We start from the raw sequence: 18,484 nt of genomic DNA on the forward strand, positions 1-18,484 counted from the left end.
GCCGTAGTTCCAGAACCAATGCCAATCGTAATGAAACGACTTGCGGGTGACTTTAGCCATTGGTGCCGGTCCAGCCCAGAGGTTGTAGTCCACTCCTGGGGGAATGGGGTAATCGCCCGGTGGCCCAATCGGATTCCGCGGCCGATACATGACGCATCTGATAAGAGTCACCTTGCCGATTTTCCCGGCTTTGATGGCCTCGGCCGCTGCACGATAGCGGCCCTCGGATCGCCGCTGGGTTCCTCCCTGGCACAGCTTCTGATATTTCCGCGCCGCCTGAACAATGCGGCGTCCCTCGCTAACATTGTGGCTGACAGGTTTCTCTACATAGACGTGTTTCCCGGCCTGAATTGCCCAAATGGAGGCCAAGGCATGCCAGTGATTGGGCGTAGCGATCGAGACGATATCCACAGCAGGATCAGCCATCACCTCACGAAGGTCCTGGACGAATTTCGGGCGATAACCAAATCGGCTGGCAAACCGCTCGAGATACGCCTGTCCCACGTCCCGATCGGCATCGCAGAGGTAGAGGACATGGCAATCTGATCGTGAGGCATACGCGGCTGCGTGATCCTGGCCTCGACCACGCACACCTAGAACAGCCACCTGTAGCTTCCCGTTGGGTCCAGCCTTCGCCTCTGCTTGGGGTGCTGGAGCCTCGCTCGCCCGAAGGGACATCGCCGGTAGCACTCCCGCCGCCAGCGAAGCGAGGATGCTCTCTTGAATAAACGCGCGACGACTCAGTTGGGTGCGGTCGGAACTCATGCCGTAGTCTCCTCAATTTGTGTTGAACTCGGCCGTTTCGATTAAGGCTGCTTTCTCCCCGTGGTTCTACCGAAAGAATGCTAGCAAAGCGGAGTAGGAAGCTCCGGTTCTCAAGACCTGTCAGCCGTCGCCATTATATCACGTGTCGACAGGGTGTCCTATCATCAAGATAAGTCATGCGAGGTTCCCGTCTCATTTACGCCGATTTGAGGGCTCCGCCTTGAACGCACTCGACACCGTCATTCAAATCTGGTGGTTCATAATGGGCGCCGTGGTGGGAAGTTTCCTCAACGTCGTCATCCACCGGCTGCCGCGAGGTGAAAGTCTGATCTGGCCGGGCTCGCACTGTCCCCGCTGCGGGCATCCCATCCGCTGGTTTGACAATCTTCCTGTCCTCAGTTGGCTGATTTTACGAGGCCGATGCCGCGATTGTGGTGCTCCTATTTCGGTACGCTATCCGCTCGTGGAAGCCATTTCCAGCCTGATTGTCGGCTCCGTAGCACAGCTAGTCAACGGGGGCCACTGGAGCAAATGGTTGGCTGGAGTCGCTGGAATGGATCACCCCGCGATTGTAAGTCTCCTGCAGGTGATTTGTCTTTCGGCCTTCTTGCTGACCGTCCTCGTGGTTGCAGCGATCAACTGGGATGGCAACTCCGTTCCACTTCTTGTATGGACACCCTGCATCAGCGTCACGATTCTGGCGTACGGATTTACGTCGGTTTGGTCTGTCGAGAGCGATATCCCCTTGCTGCGCGAAAGTCCTTTAACCCTGCCATTTTGGGCTGATCTGCTCCTGGCCACGGCTTTGGGATGGGGTTCGGATATTCTCAATCGCCGTGTCCAGAAGCGGTTCAATCGCACCAGCCACGCCGATTTTCATTCATGGGAATGGACTTTCGCCACAGGGATCGCAGCCGTCGTTTGGCCAGCACCGGTAGGGATTCTCCTGGGAGCTCTGGCGATCGTTTTACAGGGCTGGGTGTCTTCGGCGAAATTCCGGGGGAGCCGCAAAAGCACTCGTTCGCAAGCAAAACGGGCGCGCTGCATTCGGGGAGCCAGTCTCGCTCTCTGGGGGCTGGCCAACTGGGGGCTTCTCTTTCTCGTATAAAAGACAGCGACACGTCAGGTCAGTTCTTTCCGAACAATCAGAATAAACCGCGTGTCCACTTTGAGAGGGGCCACGTTCAGGAGGGATTGACCTTGGAGAAATTCCACCTTCTGGGTAATCTGCAAGAGTCGGGAGGGTGTCACGAGATTCGCAAAACCATCCCATTTTCCCTGTTTAACAACCGAGGCATGATATGGACCCCCAGGAACGGCAAGCCGCCATTGAACGGATCCTGAAATCGCCCAGCTATCGGGTTGCCTACCAGGACCTGGAGTTCCTTGCCGATCCCAAACTCCGTCCCACGCGGATGGAGCTGGAGTTGCTCAAACCCGAACTGGCCTTTGAGCGGGAGAAAATCAACTCGACGGTTGTCGTGTTTGGCAGCACCCGCATCGTGGATGAGCCGGAAGCCCGGCGTTTGCTGGAGGAAGCCGAGGCCGCCCTCCGCGCCGATCCGCACAATCCCAAGCTCAAGCGGGCGGTTTATCGGGCACAGCGGCTTCTTGCCAAGAGCCGGTATTACGATCTTGCCCGACAGTTTGCCTATCTCGTGTCCCAATCCTGCAAACAGGATGGGCAGTGCGACTACGTCATTTGCACCGGGGGAGGCCCCGGCATTATGGAGGCCGCCAATCGGGGGGCCTACGAAGCGGGGGCAAAATCGATCGGCCTCAACATTCGGTTGCCACTGGAGCAAATTCCAAATCCCTACATTACGCCCGAACTTTGCTTCCAATTCCGTTATTTTGCTCTCCGGAAGTTTCATTTCCTTTTGCGGGCCAAGGCCCTCGTGGTATTCCCAGGTGGGTTTGGAACACTGGACGAACTGACCGATGCCCTCACACTTCGGCAGACAGGAAGGATGCAACCCATCCCCATCATCATCTTTGGGCGGGAGTACTGGGAACGCGTGATCGATTTTCAATTTCTCGCCGATGAGGGTGTGATCGACGACGAAGACCTCAATCTTTTCGAGTTTGCCGAGACGGCCGAAGAGGCCTGGGATAAGATTTGCCGGTTTCACCATCTCAGCGCCCTGCACGCAGTTCCTGTTCACTGGGAAAACGGGGGTGGAATCGCCCATTGAGTGTTGCTCGGTAAACTGCCGGGAAACGAGCGATTTGAGTCCTCCTTGAGGACGCTCCGTGGCCCTCTTGCTTGCTTTTCTTCTTAAAACTTCATACGGTTATAAATGCCCAGGCAGAATTTGGTCTCCCGGGTGAGGTGCGAGTGTGCTCGTTTCATGGCTTGGTGCGATTCGGTGGAAAGGCTGGCCGGTATGTTCACGCGTAAATGTCTGAAAGTGAGTGCGTCGATGGGGTGTTGCTTTGTGGTGGGAATTCTGGTGGTAACGGGAAGCGTCCTCGCGTGGGCGGAATCGGCCAACTCGGCCGGAACCGGTGCGGCCACCTCTGAGAGTGCCCCACCGCAGGCTCCAGAAGAAATCACCGTCCCGGAAGGAACCCCGGCGCAACTGTTTCAGTTCATCGAAAAATTAAGCAAGGAATTGGGCCCCCCGGACACACAAGGATTGATGGTTTTTCGGCAAAAGCAGGCCCGGGCTATCATAACGGCCGCCGATAAAATCATCTCTCAAGCCGGTACCGATGCTTCGACGATTGACAGAGCTCTCCAATGGAAATTCCAGGCCCTCCTGCAACTGTTGCGAATGCGGGATCCCGAGGTTCAAAAGCTCCTCCCTGAAATGGCGCAACAACTGGTTTCTCTCGCCAACCGGATCCTTGGTGGCAAACCACCGCTCAAAGAAGAGGACGTAAAAGCGGCCGCCCAATGGGCTTTGATGGGCGCTCGACTTGGCGGTCCGGACCTGCGGCCCGACGTGACTAAGATTCCCGAGAAAATAGAACAGCTCGGGTTCAAGGATGTGGCAACCAGCGCGCGGGGCGGGGTTCTGGCTCTGAGACTCCAGATGCACTCCCAGAAGGAGAAGGATGCCCTTGCTGCTGAACTCAAAAAGTATCTTGATGAGATGCTGGGTTCGCTCAGCCAAAAAGGAAGCCCCGAAGAAACGGAGATAGCGGTGCTCCTGCAGATACTTTCGCAGTTAGAGTATGCCGAACTCGACGTCCCGGCTGGTCAGTATTGCCAAAAATTTGGCGAACTTCTGGCTAAGAGCAGCGACCCCACGATCGTCGAAACTGGCGAGCAACTTCAGGGCATTGGTCGGCGACTGGAGCTTCCCGGCAAGAAAATGGAACTGGCTGGCAAAACGACAGACGGTAAAGATTTCAACTGGGCCCAGTATCGCGGAAAAATTGTGCTGGTGGATTTCTTCGCCACGTGGTGCGGTCCCTGTCGAGCGGAAATGCCGAATATCAAGGCGAATTACGAACGCTACCACGACAAGGGGTTTGATGTGGTCGGGATAAGCATCGACGACGACCGCTCAGCACTTGACAAATACCTTGAAAGCGAAAAAATCCCCTGGACCATCATCCACGTGCAAGATCCGAGCGCCAAGGGACCTGCGGACCCCGCCCGGTATTACGGTATTGTCGCCGTTCCCACCACAATGCTGGTCGGGAAAGACGGAACTGTCCTCGCCATGGATGTCCGTGGTGAAGAGCTGGGCAAGAAGTTGGAGGAACTTCTTGGACCGGCTGACGCCAAGCCCACTGCCCCTGTTTCCGATCCGAAAGCCTCGACAACCAAAACCCCTTGATACAGCGTTTCCCCGCCTCTCGGGGTCAAGAGCAAAACGAGCAGGTTCGATCCATCCGTTCCCAGGTGGATACTGCGCACTCCGCGGCCCGACCTTCCTGCTCGGTCAACCTGGACGCGCCATTCAGATCGTGCGTCCGATAACAGCATAAGCCGCTGGCCCAACCAGTGACGAAGGTCAGGCGACAGGCACAGCTCCCGTGGGAGTGAGCATTTCCACTTTCACCAGTGGCAAATCGAATTTGGGGTTCTGGGACAGGTACCGCACTGGGTTGTTGTAGAACACCTCGAGGGCTTCGTCCAATCCATAACCACGCCGGCGGAACTCGAAAATGCACTCGTGGAGTGTCGCGGGATCGCTCGGGCCCCAGTCTGCAGAGGAATTGATGAGCGTCCGCTCCCAACCGTAACGCTCGAGCATATCCACCGCTCGCTTGGGAGAACACTTGGTGATTGGGTAGAGCGTGAACCCCACCCAGTAGCCTGCGTCTTTTACCAGTTTGATCGTGTGCTCTTCCACATGATCAATCCAGACCCGACCGGGGTCAATGGAAAAGCCCTTCAGAACCTCCAAAATTCTTTTCGTCCCGTAGTATTTATCTTCCAGATGGGGCGTATGAACTAGGAGCAACTGATCGTATCGAAGGGCTAACTCAATCTGGGCCTCAAAAACTTCACACTCGTTTTTGGTGGACTTGTGCAACCCTGTTTCGCCCACGCCCAGCACTGTCGGTTTGCGGAAGAACTCCGGCATCTGGGAAAGTACGGCATGGCTGATTTCCAGGTTCTCGGCTTCCTTTGGATTCACGGCCACCCAGCAGAAATGGCGAATGCCGTATTGGGCTGCCCGCGTGGGCTCAAACTCACTGATCTGTCGGAAATAATCCAAAAACGTCTCGGGATAACGACGATCAAATCCCGCCCAGAAGGCCGGTTCGGCTACGGCCACCACCCCCGCAGCAGCCATCCGCTCGTAATCCTGGGTGGTTCTCGCAATGGCATGGTAATGCGGTTGAATGATCAGCATAATTTGCACACCCTTACAAAATCTGCCGACGAACGCTTGTCACTATGAAGAACTTTTGTGTGCGGCAATCCTGGCCACAATCTCCGCTTTGCCCAAGTGCCTCTGCTGCCTGTGACGGAAAAGCCTCTACCATCAGGCCGTTTATCCCATCATCCGAAACCACATCGGGTCGCTATTTTTCCAGCGGTGTCAAATCTGAGAACAACATGAGAAGCGCCTCAGTGCGATCCGGTTGGCCCCGCTGCTGGGCCAGTATATCGAGAGCCTGCCGAATCTTCGTCCAGCGGACGTCCTCCTGCTCCCCGTTGCGATTTTCGGCCCGATCGTACCGATCCAGAGTGGCCGCAATCTCCAACAAGTAGGAACGCAACTCCAGAAACGACTGATTCACCACCTGATCGCGTGTCAACCTTGTCATGAGCGGATGAATTACCCTATGGTACCACGTCACCCTTCGAAAACGGAGCAAACGACACTTTCACGATCTCGCGTCGCCGACGGCCGAACTTCAAGTCATGGCTCATCGTCTGCGATGGACCCTGGTTTATTCTAACTGGCGGTCAAGCACAGAAAAACCATCACCAAAAAGGGGCAGCCTGTCGGGACCAGTGATGAGGAATGGACCATCCAAACGCCAAACGCGGACCTGACGAGCGGCTCCCTCTCACATAGAGGGGCACGCTTGTGGTGGTCGTGCTCATCTCGCTGGCGCCTGCGCTAGCAGAATTTACAACGCCGATGGCTCCTGCTGTATGATACACGTTGCAGCTTTCACACAAAATTATCAGGTCGCCTGAACCAAAGCTCTCTCCTATGCTCGCAAAACGCTGTCCCGTATGTGCTAGCGTGCTCGATGAGGAAGACCTGTTTTGCCCCAACTGTGGGCGAGAGGCTCCCGTATCTCCTGGGGAGAATGCGTCGCCGAAGCCGCAGGCGCTCGTTTTCAAGAATCGCTTTACGTGTGACGGATGTGGAGCCGCGATGAGCTATGATGCCTCGGCCCGAGCCCTGCGCTGCCCGTTTTGCGGCTCCGTCGAGTTACGTCCGCAACCGGATGGACAAACGGTCTTTCCGTCAAAAGTCATTCCGTTCGCCATCAATCGCGAGCAAGCCCTGCAGATCCTCCGCGTCCAGATGAAAACCGGCTTTCTTCTACCGACAGATCTTGCCCAGGAGGCCGCCGTCACCCAGATTGTGCCAGTATTTGTGCCCTTTTGGTGTTTTTCCGCCGAGACTCACACGTACTGGACGGCGGACACCAACCAGGTGCCACTCACAGCCCGGGGAAACTGGCGGCCACTTTTTGGGGAACTGCGGAACTCCTACGACTCAATCCTTGTCCCCGCCAGCAGCGTGTTGACCCACGAAGAAACCCATGGACTGGGCCGCTACGACTTTTCTCGGGCCGTTCCGGCAACCGCAATAGATCTGGAGAATATCACGGTCGAGCAATTCCGTGTTCCCCGCAAATACGCCCGCCCACTGGCGAAGCGGATGATTGAGGAACTGGAAACCGCCGAAAGCATCCGGCGGTATGTCCCGGGAAGCGCCAGAAATATTCATGTCAATGTCAAGGTCACCAAACTGTCGGGAGAACCAGTGCTTTTGCCGGTGTGGATTTTGGCTTATCGCTACCGAGGCCGGGTGTATCGGTTTGTGATCAACGGCCAGAGCGGCCACCCGTTCGGCCAGTTGCCGCTGTCCCCCTGGAAAATCCTCCTGGCCTGCCTGATCGTGGGTGCGGTGGTTCTGGGATTTTTCGCGTTGCTTTCTGCCGTTTTGAAGTGAGGCCGGTGCTAACCGATGCGCCATTTCCCGCAACTCCCGGCTGATCTTTGCGCACGAGGACATCCTCTGGTATATTGCGATCACTTGGGCAGGTTGGGAAATACGGTTGGAGTATACGCCGCTTTGCGGACAATCTACGACAATGGTACGCGAACCGGTCCTCAGGCCGACGAAGATTCCCGAAGATGAGGATCGTCTCCTCCGTCCCCAGCGGATGGAGGAGATGGTCGGCCAGCGCGCGGTCTACGAACGTCTCAAAATCGCCATCGATGCAGCACTCAAACGCAACGAACCTCTGGGGCACATCCTTTTTGATGGACCGCCAGGGCTGGGCAAAACAACCTTTGCGCTGTGTATTCCACGACATCTCGGGGTCAGCGTGCAAATCGCCAGCGGGGCCACGTTGAAGGCGCCCAAAGATTTAATTCCCTACCTCACCAATGCGGAAGAGCGCTCGGTTCTTTTCATCGACGAAATCCACCGGATGCAAAAGGCGGTGGAGGAATTCCTCTATCCCGCCATGGAGGATTTCCGGATCGACATCACGCTGGGAGAAGGCGTCAATGCTCGCACGCTGAACATTCGACTCAAGCCCTTCACGCTGATCGGTGCCACCACGCGTTCCGGTTTGCTTTCTGCTCCGCTGCGGGACCGCTTTCACATGCGCGAGCACCTCGATTTTTACACGGTAGAAGAGCTCGCCGAGATCGTCCGCCGCAATGCCCGCAAGCTGAATGTCGCCATCGAAGATGACGCAGCGGAAGAGATCGCACGTCGCAGCCGCGGGACTCCGCGGATTGCCAATAACCGTCTTCGCTGGGTGAGAGACTACGCCACGAGCAAGGCTCGCGGCCGAATCACCCGGAGTGTCGCGGAGGACGCCCTCAAGATGCAGGGAGTTGATTCCCTGGGGTTGGATCCCCAAGACCGCAAATACCTCGAAACCATAGCGAGGGTGTTCAATGGTGGCCCGGTAGGTGTGGAAGCCGTCGCCCACACGCTCAACCTTTCACCCGATACCCTGGTGGACGAGGTGGAACCCTACCTGCTGCGCTGCGAGCTGCTGATTCGAACACCGCGGGGTAGAAAGATTACGGCAAAGGCGTATGAGCACCTCGGTCTGACGGGGCTTCGTCCCCCTCAGCCGGAACAGGGATTTTTATTCTGAATCCCGTTTGGATTTTGTTGTTTCCGGCTCAGCGATCTCTTCAAAATTGAGAATCTCGGCATCGGTGACGACCACCGTGGGATCTCCGGACATCACCACGGAATCGTTGAACGCCCCTTCCGCCTGTCCGCTACCCCCCTCGCCGCTCACGACGGCGGCACTTTCACTAGCCTGAACAGCACTCTCCTCCGCAGATTTGCTTTTCTTTTTCTTCTTTTTCTTAGACTTACTCACGATTTCGGGATGCAGACGCCGAAGCTGGCCGCAGGCCGCCTCAATTTCGGCCCCTTTTCGATAGCGAACCGTCACCTGAATACCCGCCCGATCGAGAACGTCCACAAATCGGGCGACATCCCGACGCTCGGGCGGCTCATACGGTAATCCCTGAATGGGATTGTAAGGAATCAGATTCACCAGGGCGTTCCTTCCCTTGAGAAGTTGCGCCAGTTCCTGGGCATGTTGCGGCCGATCATTGATCTCTCTCAAAAGAACGTATTCGTATGTCACCCGACGGCCGGTCTTAGCAAAGTACTCGTCAGCCGCTGACAGGATCGCCTGAATACCGATCCTTCGGTTCGCGGGCACCAATTGGTTGCGCAACTCATCGTTGGGAGCGTGCAGGGACACCGCTAGGTGGTATTGGAGATCGAGCTCGGCCAGGCGGCGGATCGCATGCGGCAACCCCACGGTGGAAATGGTCACATGCCTGGCGCTAATGCCAAGGCCGTCTTTGTGGGTAGCACGGTAGAGGGCGCCCAGCAATCGCCCCAGATTGGCCAGCGGCTCTCCCATCCCCATCACAACGATATGACTAAGCCGCTCGTCAGGCTCGAGGAGGCACTTGAGGTGGAGAATCTGCTCGAGGATTTCCCCGCTCGTGAGATTCCGAACCACGCCGTCCAGACCGCTGGCACAAAAGACACATCCCATTCCGCAACCGACCTGCGTGCTTATGCACACTGTGCGATTACCCTTGTCGTCGCGGAGCAGGACACATTCGATGTATTCGCCGTCCTGGGTCCGCAGGAGAAGCTTTTCCGTGCCATCCGAGGCTTTTCGATGGGAGACGACCTGCATGGTGAATACCTTGAAGGCTTTCCGCAGGTCCTTCCGCACCACCTTCGGGACATCACTCATTTCATCGAAGGGGACCTTAGGCGAATCGTACACCCAGCGAAGAACCTGGGCTACACGATAACCCGGCTGTCCCTTACTGATGAACCAGTCCCTCAACTGCCGCCAAGAATAATCCAGAATATGCTCCACGGTCTGATACCTCCTCGGTAACCTGGCCCGCCCCTCGCCACCATTATGGATTTTCGGCCCATTTAAAACTATTTTTCGTCGGACGAGTTATTTTGCCAAGAGTTTCTCCTTTGTCAACGTGATTACCGTCAATCTTAACTCGCCATTGGTCCATACTTTACACAAAAGCGTCACTCTTCAGAATCACTTCACCGGGTTATTCTGCTTCCCTTGTACCCGCCTGCACTCCGTTGTAGGATAGGGTCATCGTTCTTACGACGAATCGCGATTGTTGGGTCTTTGGTTTCGATGGTTTTGCCGTTTGGAGGTTTCCCCATGGTACGTTTTTCGAAACTTTGTTCCTGGTTGGCGATCGCCGCTGCTGTTACATGGGCGTCCGCCACAAATCTGTGTGCCAAGGAGAATCCTGAACTTCCCCAGGGTCATCCAGACTCCAGCCAGTGGCCCGATCTGTTCGCCCCCGATCTTTCCAACGCCATTTTCCCCAAGGGAGTCTGGTCGTGGCAGGACGGCGTTCTGACTGCCGCCGAAGACCAGTGTATTTGGACTAAAGACCAGTATACCAATTTTGTGCTTGATTTGGAATTTAAAAATGCGGAAGGCACCAACAGCGGCGTTGTCGTACGGTGCAGCGATATCAAGAACTGGATCCCCAATTCCATCGAAGTCCAGATCTGCGACGACTTCGCCGAAAAATGGGCCAAGATGCCGAAAACGTGGCATTGCGGGGCCATCTTCGGGCACCTCGCTCCAACCAAGTCAATGGTCAAAAAACCGGGCGAGTGGAACCGGATGACCATCACCTGTCGCGGCCCGATGGTGTACGTCGTGCTCAATGGCGAACTCGTCACCCAGATGGATATGCGGAAATGGACTTCCGCTAAGACCAACCCCGACGGGAGTGAGATCCCACCCTGGCTGAGTCGGCCAGTCGCTGAGCTTTCTCTCACCGGTCACATTGGGCTGCAGGGTAAACACGGTGATGCCCCTATTTGGTTCCGCAACATCAAGATCAAAGTTCTGGAAGACTGAGGATTGCACCGGTAAGCACATCTCCGTTCTTGGCCACCATTGAGCCCATTACACCCCGGGATACAGCTATCCCGGGGTTTTCTAGTTTTTTACGGGGCCAGAAGGCCAGTGCTGGGATCTGTGGCCTCCTGTTACCTGCATTTCTTGCGCGATGTGCTTTTTTCACGAGGAGCTCTCACGAAAGGGGTTGGGCGTTGGTTTTTGCCACGGTGTTCTCATCCGTCTGCCTTCGGTTCTATGGCGCGTGCAAATGCCGTCGGGGACCTTTTTCGGCCGTCATCCATGCACAGGGTCGGTCAACGCTATTCCCTGGCCTTTTCGAGTGGTCCTGGTACACTGAATAGTGGAAACTGATTGTTGAGCTTATTCGCGACTCCCTGGTCAAGGCAGCTCCAACCTATCACGGAAAGTGATCATCAATGGACCCCCAACAGTTGGGACCTTATCGCATCATCAGGCGACTGGGGCGCGGGGGCATGGGTGCGGTTTATGAGGGGGTGCATATCGAAACGGGCGAGCCAGCAGCGGTCAAGACCCTCTCTGAGGCTCTTCTCGAGGAACCCGACTTCCGCGCTCGATTCGAACTCGAAATCGAAACCCTGCGGAAACTCAATCACCCCAATATCGTGCGTTTGCTGGGATTTGGAGAGGAAAACGGGGTCCTTTTTTACGTGATGGAGCTGGTCCGGGGTCCCAGTCTGGATCAGGAACTCAAAGCCGGTCGCAAGTTCACGTGGCGCGAAGTTACTCAAATTGGCATCCAGGTATGCCATGCACTGAAGCACGCCCACGATCGGGGCATCATTCATCGGGACCTTAAACCGGCCAATCTGCTTCGAGCCGAAGACGGAACAATAAAGCTTTCCGACTTCGGTATCGCACGACTTTTCGGGGCCCCCAGCCACACAGGCGCGGGTAGTGTGCTGGGAACGATCGAGTATATGGCGCCGGAGCAGGCGGAGGCCCAGCCGATTGGCCCCAAGGCGGATCTTTATAGTCTGGGGGCAGTCCTTTATGCGCTGCTGGTGGGCCGGCCGCCGTTCAAGGTCACGTCGTTTGCACAAATTCTCCATCTCCATCGGACATCCCGGCCGGACCCTGTTCGGTTGTACGTTCCGGACTGCCCCGAGGAACTGGATCGCATCATCCAAGAGCTTTTGCAACGCGATCCCGACAAGCGGATCACGAATGCCTCGCTGGCAGCCAGGCGACTTCAGGCAATGCTTCATGCCCTCGATCGCGAAAACGTGACGTCACCTGTTCCTTCCAATACCCTGGTGCTACCAACGTCCCAGCCGATGGATTTTGGAGTGGGCACGCCAGAAGAGAAGCCGGGTGTCCCCTCGATGACGCCCACGGTCACCCTTCCCAGCAAGAAGGCTTCCGATGAACCGATCGCCGAAGCAAGCGAGTTTTCGAGTGTTGATTCGGCGCAGCTTGCTCCCACCCGTGCGGCCGAGCCAGACGAACTTCTCCGTTTACTCCATCGAGAAGACCTGATCGGCACGCCGTCCCAGTGGCAACCGACCGTGGAGGCTACCGCGGTGCAGGAATCCCCGCGGGCCGGGGCCGTGGAAACTCCCGCAGAGCCTTCACCGGCCAGTTCGCCGAAAACAGGAACATCGGAAACCTCCGCTGCAACAGCAACTTCCGGGCGGTTTGTGCAGGTCAGACCGGAGGATCTCGATCGCATCGAACCACCTCCCAGCGCCCGACAACCGCTCTTCTCCCTCCAGACAGCCATACTGCTTGGGGCCCTCGTTTTGCTGGCTGGAACGATCTGGTACATGCTTCAGCCGCCATCGGCGGACCAAATTTACCACCGGATTGTAAGCCGCGTGGGCGACGGGTCCGACCCGGACGCCCTTCTCACAGCAGCCCCGGATATTGAGGTCTTTCTGTCGCGTTATTCAGACGATCCTCGGGCAGGAGAGATACGAGATTACCAGCAGGAGATCGACCTCCTTCGGATGGAAAGAAAATTTGAGCTCCAGGCGCGTCAGCGGGCGGCCGCACGGACGGCGATTCCTATTGAGCAAGATTATCTCGAAGCGCTCCGCTATCTGCAAATTGATCCCACCCTCGCGATGCAAAAACTGGAGGCAATTCTCGCCCTCTATGGTCACGAATCGTCTTCCGAGAATTCCAGTGAACCAAACGCCTCCGGCAAAGGGCCGCGCCGACCCGTGGGACACACCGAAGAGTGCCTGGAGCTGGTGCGGCGCCGCCTGGAACGCCTCAGACGTGAACTGGAGCCCGCCATCAGCAACCAGCGGGATTTGCTGGAATGGCGGTTGAATGAGGCTGATCGCATCGAAAAGACGCAGCCCGAACTCGCACGAAAGATCCGCGAGGCGGTAATCGAACTTTATGGACAGAAGGAGTGGGCCCAACCATTTGTGGAGCGGGCCCGCCGAGGACTCCAGTCCCACATGGCGGTCGGAAACGACAGTCCTGTTGGCTCCTCATCTGCCCCCGAGAATTCGCCCTGAAAGGGCTGGAGAAATTCCATCCCCAAAGGTGTTTTCAGATTCGTCCTGTTGATGACATCGTCAAGACAGAACCGGTTTGGGTCGCATATCTGCTCCCGGAACGTTAGAGTCCCCGTTTTTGACAAGCGGCCTGCGGCGTCTTTTGTGAAGTGTCCTTTTCCGCCAGAATGATGCACGATCTACAGCCTGAAACTACTTTGCATCACCCCGGCGGCCTGGTTGCAGGCACCACTCAATTCCCACGGCGGCCCACACTGCCAGGATGGGCGCAAGCGGCGCCCTCATTCGAATGTTACTCCAATACAAGGTGTGAACCAAGCTGAGCGTTACTGCGAGGCCCAATCCCCAAACGGTCAGGGACCAAGCTGAGGCGTTCTTTTCCCGGCGAGCCCTGTTGATTACAAGAAGCAGCCCGATCAAAGCAAACAGGTATTCTGTCAGGTAGAACACCCCCACTCCCCATCGGGCCAGCCGCACAGAAAGCGGCTCGTGAGGGTCAAGCTGGTGGGGGACGGGTCGCCATAACTGGAACAGCCGGTACGCACACGAGTAAAGAAACATGCCTGGCTGCTCGCGGATGGTTTTCCAGGCCCGGTCGTAAGCCAGGCGATCGGCCGTCAGTTCGTTCCAGCCGGCTTCCGTAGCCACCGTTTGCTGCCAGCGCCGGTTAAACTCAGCGGCATCCCAGACGAGTTGACCCTCGGGATTTTGTAAAAACCGATAAAACTCTCCATTGTTGGCGAGATAGAAAGTGTAACCGCCATGGGTCGTGCCGATGATCACTTTTCCGAAGACGAAGAGATTCCGAAGACCCCACGGAAACATGGCCAAAACGAATCCCAAGCCCAGCCACAGGATCGGACGTAACTTTTGACAGAGCGTGGTCGCAGATAGGGCACGCCACGATCGTCGCTGGTCAACGACGGTGCCCCCGTGCGAGACACCTATGTCCAACGACGAGGACGCCATTTGGTCGGCAAAATTTTTATCGCCTTTCCTCGGCATCAAGAAAACGAGCGCGAGACATCCAGCGGCGAAAGGCCACAGAAGAAAGGTGGGCCTTGTCAATGCGCACGCGCCCAGGAGCAGTCCCAAAGCCAACCAGGCAGGTCCTGACGGGCGATTTGCGACTCTGCTTGCGAACCACACGACGAGCACTGCAAGAAAGGCGCTCTGCGTCTCCGTCATCACTAGTCGGCTGGAATGAAGGAGAAGGGGATCCAAACCCGCCAGCAACACCGCCAGCACGGCCGCGCGGAGCCCGTTGACCCGGCCTGCGAGAATCCCCGCACACAGCGCGGTCGCCCAGCCCATCATGAGGTGCAAAGCCCCTACACCAACCCGCCAGAAACCATCGCAACACGCCTGAATCCCTGCCAGCAGCAAGGGGTAAAGTGGTGGACGATAGGCCGTGGCCCGGCCGTCAACACTGAAACTCCCCCGCGTGACCAACTCCCGGGCAACATGCTGATAGCTGTCGGGATCGGTCGTCAGAGCGCCCGGGACGACAAGCACCACCAATCGACCAAGCAGCACGGCCAGGGCGCAGGCGGGGAGCAACTGTCCCGAAGCAAACGGACGCCGTGTGGTAGAGATTCCGTCCGGTCGAAAGCTGATCATGAAAGATCAAGATAAAGAGACCCCCGGGGGACTGCCAGATCCCGTGCCTGCGATTCGGCCTGGAGTGGCCTCCTCATCACCAGACGACATCGAACCCGAGGGAAACACCCTGGAAGAACACGGTCCCGTTGTCGTTGATCCGCCCCGGGCTGAGCAGGGTGAAATCCACCTGTTCCGGTGCCAGGGCCACTCCGTCCAACCACATCATGTCGTAGGCCCCGAACACGCGGACACGATCCCAAAGGCGATAATTGGCAACAATGCTGACTTCACCCATAAAGGAGACGTCGTCATCTTTGGCATAACGAGTGATGTGATTTGGGGCGTGGGCCAGGGCAAAGTCGGTGAACTGTTCCGCCCAATTGAACATGGGCGCTGCTTTGACACGGGCTCCCCATTCAAAGCGGTGCCGCCGGAACAGGAGTTCACCAGCGAGCTGGATTCCGAAGGTGTCGTTTTGAGTCCAGATGGTTTGCCGGGCGTAAAGCGGTTCGGTTCCCCCACCGGTTACCACTGTGCCGCGGCTGTCAAAGGTGAATCCCTCGTCGAAAGAAAGGCTGCGAAATCCAACGGCATAGTTGAAATACATGCCCGGCTGGCACTGCCGCTGCCACCGGCCATTGGGAAGCAGCGCGAGTCGGTCAGGACGTGGCCGCGGCTTGAACCACCAGTTCAGCTCGAAATTGTTGATTTCCGACTCGTAACGAATCTGATGCGTGTCCGCGTAGTTGAAGTCAAGCAAGCCGTAGAAAGAGAACAGGTCGCCCGCGGTAAACTGGGTGCCACCAAATAAGTCGGAATTGTACGTAACACGCTGCCCACGCACCGCCTGCGTATCCTTCCACTCGTTGAGTCCCCAGTAGACGAACTCGATGAACTGGTCGCGGTTCTCGCGATCGTTGCCCAGATAATAAAGGACCCGGGTTTCATATCCGCCAGCCACATCAAAATTGGCGTCACTCGTGTTGAGCACTCCATTGCCGAACGCATCCACAGAAAGGAGCTTGGGTCTTGCGCGGCCGCGATTGAGAATTTTTGCACCGTTGTACCATGTCCACAGATGCGGGCAATCGTAACCGGCACCGCAGATTTCACAGCAGGGGGCAGTGCCCTGGGTGGGAACCGGCTCGTTCTGGGAAGCCGCCCTGTCCCACGTACCGAGAGGCCATTCCCGATCGGGGCTCTGCTTTGTTCCCTCTTCCGCGATCCAAGCTAGACTGTCGCCCGTTTGCGACTCGGCTGCCGGTCCGAGGCGTGCTCCCAAAACCAGGCACAGGGCCCACAACATCCCGCCCGTGACTGCTCGCCAAAGGACTCGTCTCACGCGTGCGCCTCCGTGTCAATCTTCTTGCCGCCGATAGACCAAGCCCGGCTGGCTGTTCAGAGCCGATACTGCATTTTGCTCATCGGCCAAAGCATGCCAGAAGAACAGAAATAATCGCTAAAATCGACATCTTTGGTACGGCCGGCACTGCAGCTACACTCAGCACATCGCGCATCATCTCCCCATCATGCATTCTTTTGCCGAACAACTTGGGGAGATTAAGATTGCCTAATTTGCGAGATTCACGATCCTCTCCCCGTATTGTGGATTTCCGGTAGCCGGCAGAGTGCGGCTTTTCTCTAGTGCTCTGTATATCTTTCCCAGCCTTCACAACCCATTCATTTGTCCACTCTATTTCACTTTTGCTGCCTTATCTCCGATGTCAATCTCTAGCTGATGCATATTCTGCGAAGGTGCAGAGAAATAGAAATTATGAACAAGCTAGAGTGTATAACAGACATACACGACTCACAGTATATACACAGTGCACGAAGTATGCGTACTTCACAATAAATGCATGTGATGGAGAAAGCACTGTCAAGGATGACCGCCATGGATTACACCCGCGAAAATTTGAGGACCGTGCAAGAGATGTCCCCGCGATCCTTGCGCATCGTTACCGAAGAGTTCACTCCCCCGCCTTCCGCAGACGTCAGCACCATTGCTGGATGGCGACAATTCTGTCGCTCCTTTCTGGAAGCGACGGGTTGCCTTCTCCGGTTTATTCCTGGAGTTGAGCCAACTAGCCCCCAGGATGTTCCTGTGGTCGCGCCGCAAGCGGAGGGCGCCCAGCCCGAGCACAACTGTCGTCCGTTTGGTCACCTCCGAATTGATCCAACCGATCGTGCGAGGGAAAAGCTTTCTCCGGCGCATCCCGCCGTGGAAATTGCCCGCAGCGTGGCAGGCATGCTGGGAGAGATTCTCGCCATCCGCACCGCGTTGTGGGAACGCGAGGCTGAGCTGGCGGCGGGTATTCCTCTGATCCCCCACCCAGAAGAAGCCCAGCACCTTGCCCGACGGCTGGAAGAGGTGCTTCGCGCAGCGGCCACGGCGGTCGGGGCGCAGGGGGCGGCGGTGTATCTTCTCGATGCGAGCACGAGTTATCTCAAAGTCCGCGCGGTGTGGGGATTGCCACTCACCCGGCTCCTCGCCCCGCCCCGAATGCTCAAAGAGTCACTCGCTGATCTGGAAGCTATGCTGGGCCATGCGGTGGCGCTGGAAACCGCTGCCCAGATCGCTCACTGGCGTCCCCCGGAACCGTGTGCCTCTGCGGTGTGCCTGCCGATTTCGACACCCACCATCATCCTGGGAACACTTTGGGTGTTTGCCCAGGAAGAACGCTCTTTTTCCGAAAGGGACATCGACCTTTTGGAGGTGACGGCCGGCCGAGTGGCAGCCGAACTCGAGCGGGAAGCCGCCCTCCAGACAGCTCTCCAGGCCGCTCACTTGCAACGGCAGCTGGAAACGGCGCAGCGACTTCTCCGCAGTCAGTTGCCCGTCATTTCCCCACTCGTCGATGGATGGGAGCTTGCGGGCTGGCTTGAAACCGACCGGCCAGGCGGTGCATTCTACGACTGGTGCTGTGGCCGGGACGGCCGAATCCATTTTGCGATGGGTGAAATGCCCGACGATTCCCTCCGCAATACCCTTGTCATGACGTCTGTGCGGAGTGCCTGGCGAGCGCTGTGCCAGTATGCGAAGGATCCTGGAAAACTCGTCGAGCAACTCAACCTAACACTTTGGACAGGGTCAGCCGGTGACCAGGCCGCCGCCATCTTCTGTGGCCTGATCGACCCTCGCGGCTCCAATCTCCGCATGGCCTCCGCCGGGGCCATTCATGGCGTCCTTATCACGCCCAAGCGTCATCGCGTTGTTCCCTCCAGCGGAGCGCTGCTTGGTATTGATCCAGAATCGGGATATACGCCCCATCGCTGGATGGTACCCGAAGGCTCCATACTCGTCGTGGCAACGACCGCAGCGCGGCAGGCGACAGACGCCCAGCACCGTCCCCTTTGGGAAACGCAACTCCTGCCGATGATCAGCAGCCATCTCCACCTGCCAGTTAAAACGCTCATCGAAAATGCCCAAGGCATCCTCGAAGAGCGGACCTCCGTTGATCAGGGTACAGTGGGGATTCTCATGATCAAGCGGCGCAATTCCTCCCCCACACGTAACTCGCGGAAGAAAGAGACATCGTAGATTCCCGGCCTTC

At 57.1% G+C, this 18,484-nt stretch carries 14 protein-coding genes; 8 read left to right on the forward strand and 6 right to left on the reverse strand.

What is annotated here, in order from left to right:
• Nucleotides 1-765 (reverse strand): Gfo/Idh/MocA family oxidoreductase (locus ABJK56_RS20775; RefSeq protein ID WP_347246607.1); only part of this gene is annotated, 765 nt, incomplete at its 3' end.
• 220 nt (nt 766-985) lie between these two features.
• Between ABJK56_RS20775 and ABJK56_RS20780 the strand changes: the two genes are divergently transcribed.
• The 3 genes from ABJK56_RS20780 to ABJK56_RS20790 all read left to right on the forward strand — a co-directional run bounded on the left by ABJK56_RS20780 (nt 986) and on the right by ABJK56_RS20790 (nt 4,556).
• On the forward strand, nt 986-1,873 hold the full coding sequence (locus ABJK56_RS20780; protein WP_347246608.1) for a prepilin peptidase: 888 nt from the start codon (nt 986-988) through the stop codon (nt 1,871-1,873).
• A 193-nt stretch (nt 1,874-2,066) separates the two neighbouring features.
• Nucleotides 2,067-2,960: an LOG family protein gene (locus ABJK56_RS20785; RefSeq protein ID WP_347246609.1), complete on the forward strand. Its 894-nt coding sequence runs from the start codon at nt 2,067-2,069 to the stop codon at nt 2,958-2,960.
• A gap of 192 nt (nt 2,961-3,152) precedes the next feature.
• Nucleotides 3,153-4,556 (forward strand): TlpA disulfide reductase family protein, encoded by a 1,404-nt coding sequence (locus ABJK56_RS20790; RefSeq protein ID WP_347246610.1) that lies wholly within the window; start codon nt 3,153-3,155, stop codon nt 4,554-4,556.
• Nucleotides 4,557-4,733: 177 nt separating this feature from the next.
• Here the strand turns inward: ABJK56_RS20790 and ABJK56_RS20795 are convergent, their stop codons facing one another.
• Together ABJK56_RS20795 and ABJK56_RS20800 are read right to left on the reverse strand one after the other, a co-directional pair.
• Entirely contained in the window at nt 4,734-5,582 is an 849-nt protein-coding gene (locus ABJK56_RS20795; RefSeq protein ID WP_347246611.1) for a TatD family hydrolase, read from the reverse strand.
• Nucleotides 5,583-5,754: 172 nt separating this feature from the next.
• The gene (locus ABJK56_RS20800; RefSeq protein WP_347246612.1) at nt 5,755-6,000 is read right to left on the reverse strand and encodes a hypothetical protein; all 246 of its coding nucleotides are present in this window, start codon (nt 5,998-6,000) and stop codon (nt 5,755-5,757) included.
• A gap of 563 nt (nt 6,001-6,563) precedes the next feature.
• On the opposite strand from ABJK56_RS20800, the gene ABJK56_RS20805 reads away from it, so the two are divergent.
• Entirely contained in the window at nt 6,564-7,370 is an 807-nt protein-coding gene (locus ABJK56_RS20805) for a hypothetical protein (protein WP_347246613.1), read from the forward strand.
• A gap of 142 nt (nt 7,371-7,512) precedes the next feature.
• Entirely contained in the window at nt 7,513-8,538 is a 1,026-nt protein-coding gene (gene ruvB, locus ABJK56_RS20810; RefSeq protein ID WP_347246614.1) for a Holliday junction branch migration DNA helicase RuvB, read from the forward strand.
• Here the strand turns inward: ruvB and rlmN are convergent.
• Nucleotides 8,530-9,804 carry a 23S rRNA (adenine(2503)-C(2))-methyltransferase RlmN gene (gene rlmN / locus ABJK56_RS20815; RefSeq protein WP_347246615.1) on the reverse strand — a complete coding sequence of 425 codons (1,275 nt, stop codon included), beginning with the start codon at nt 9,802-9,804 and terminating at the stop codon, nt 8,530-8,532. The two genes, ruvB and rlmN, sit on opposite strands and share 9 nt — an antisense overlap.
• Nucleotides 9,805-10,119: 315 nt before the next feature.
• Between rlmN and ABJK56_RS20820 the strand changes: the two genes are divergently transcribed.
• The gene (locus ABJK56_RS20820; RefSeq protein ID WP_347246616.1) at nt 10,120-10,836 is read left to right on the forward strand and encodes a DUF1080 domain-containing protein; all 717 of its coding nucleotides are present in this window, start codon (nt 10,120-10,122) and stop codon (nt 10,834-10,836) included.
• 419 nt (nt 10,837-11,255) lie between these two features.
• Complete coding sequence (locus ABJK56_RS20825) at nt 11,256-13,328, forward strand: protein kinase (protein ID WP_347246617.1); 2,073 nt, start codon at nt 11,256-11,258, stop codon at nt 13,326-13,328.
• A gap of 192 nt (nt 13,329-13,520) precedes the next feature.
• Here ABJK56_RS20825 and ABJK56_RS20830 read toward each other — a convergent pair whose 3' ends face one another.
• Nucleotides 13,521-14,948 carry a glycosyltransferase family 39 protein gene (locus ABJK56_RS20830; RefSeq protein ID WP_347246618.1) on the reverse strand — a complete coding sequence of 476 codons (1,428 nt, stop codon included), beginning with the start codon at nt 14,946-14,948 and terminating at the stop codon, nt 13,521-13,523.
• A 76-nt stretch (nt 14,949-15,024) separates the two neighbouring features.
• Nucleotides 15,025-16,272, reverse strand: coding sequence for a hypothetical protein (locus tag ABJK56_RS20835; RefSeq protein WP_347246619.1), 1,248 nt, complete (start codon nt 16,270-16,272; stop codon nt 15,025-15,027).
• 552 nt (nt 16,273-16,824) lie between these two features.
• On the opposite strand from ABJK56_RS20835, the gene ABJK56_RS20840 reads away from it, so the two are divergent.
• Complete coding sequence (locus ABJK56_RS20840; RefSeq protein WP_347246620.1) at nt 16,825-18,471, forward strand: SpoIIE family protein phosphatase; 1,647 nt, start codon at nt 16,825-16,827, stop codon at nt 18,469-18,471.
• Nucleotides 18,472-18,484 lie beyond the last annotated feature (13 nt).

Origin of the sequence: Thermogutta sp. (assembly GCF_039793925.1) — a bacterium.
GTDB lineage: Bacteria > Planctomycetota > Planctomycetia > Pirellulales > Thermoguttaceae > Thermogutta.

Excerpts from the sequence above, each read along its gene's own strand:
- ABJK56_RS20785 (WP_347246609.1), top strand. The coding sequence starts at position 2,067 with ATGGACCCCCAGGAACGGCAAGCCGCCATTGAACGGATCCTGAAATCG.
- ABJK56_RS20790 (WP_347246610.1), top strand. The coding sequence starts at position 3,153 with ATGTTCACGCGTAAATGTCTGAAAGTGAGTGCGTCGATGGGGTGTTGC.
- ABJK56_RS20795 (WP_347246611.1), bottom strand. The coding sequence starts at position 5,582 with ATGCTGATCATTCAACCGCATTACCATGCCATTGCGAGAACCACCCAG.
- ABJK56_RS20800 (WP_347246612.1), bottom strand. The coding sequence starts at position 6,000 with ATGACAAGGTTGACACGCGATCAGGTGGTGAATCAGTCGTTTCTGGAG.
- ABJK56_RS20805 (WP_347246613.1), top strand. The coding sequence starts at position 6,564 with ATGAGCTATGATGCCTCGGCCCGAGCCCTGCGCTGCCCGTTTTGCGGC.
- ruvB (WP_347246614.1), top strand. The coding sequence starts at position 7,513 with ATGGTACGCGAACCGGTCCTCAGGCCGACGAAGATTCCCGAAGATGAG.
- ABJK56_RS20820 (WP_347246616.1), top strand. The coding sequence starts at position 10,120 with ATGGTACGTTTTTCGAAACTTTGTTCCTGGTTGGCGATCGCCGCTGCT.
- ABJK56_RS20825 (WP_347246617.1), top strand. The coding sequence starts at position 11,256 with ATGGACCCCCAACAGTTGGGACCTTATCGCATCATCAGGCGACTGGGG.
- ABJK56_RS20830 (WP_347246618.1), bottom strand. The coding sequence starts at position 14,948 with ATGATCAGCTTTCGACCGGACGGAATCTCTACCACACGGCGTCCGTTT.
- ABJK56_RS20840 (WP_347246620.1), top strand. The coding sequence starts at position 16,825 with ATGGATTACACCCGCGAAAATTTGAGGACCGTGCAAGAGATGTCCCCG.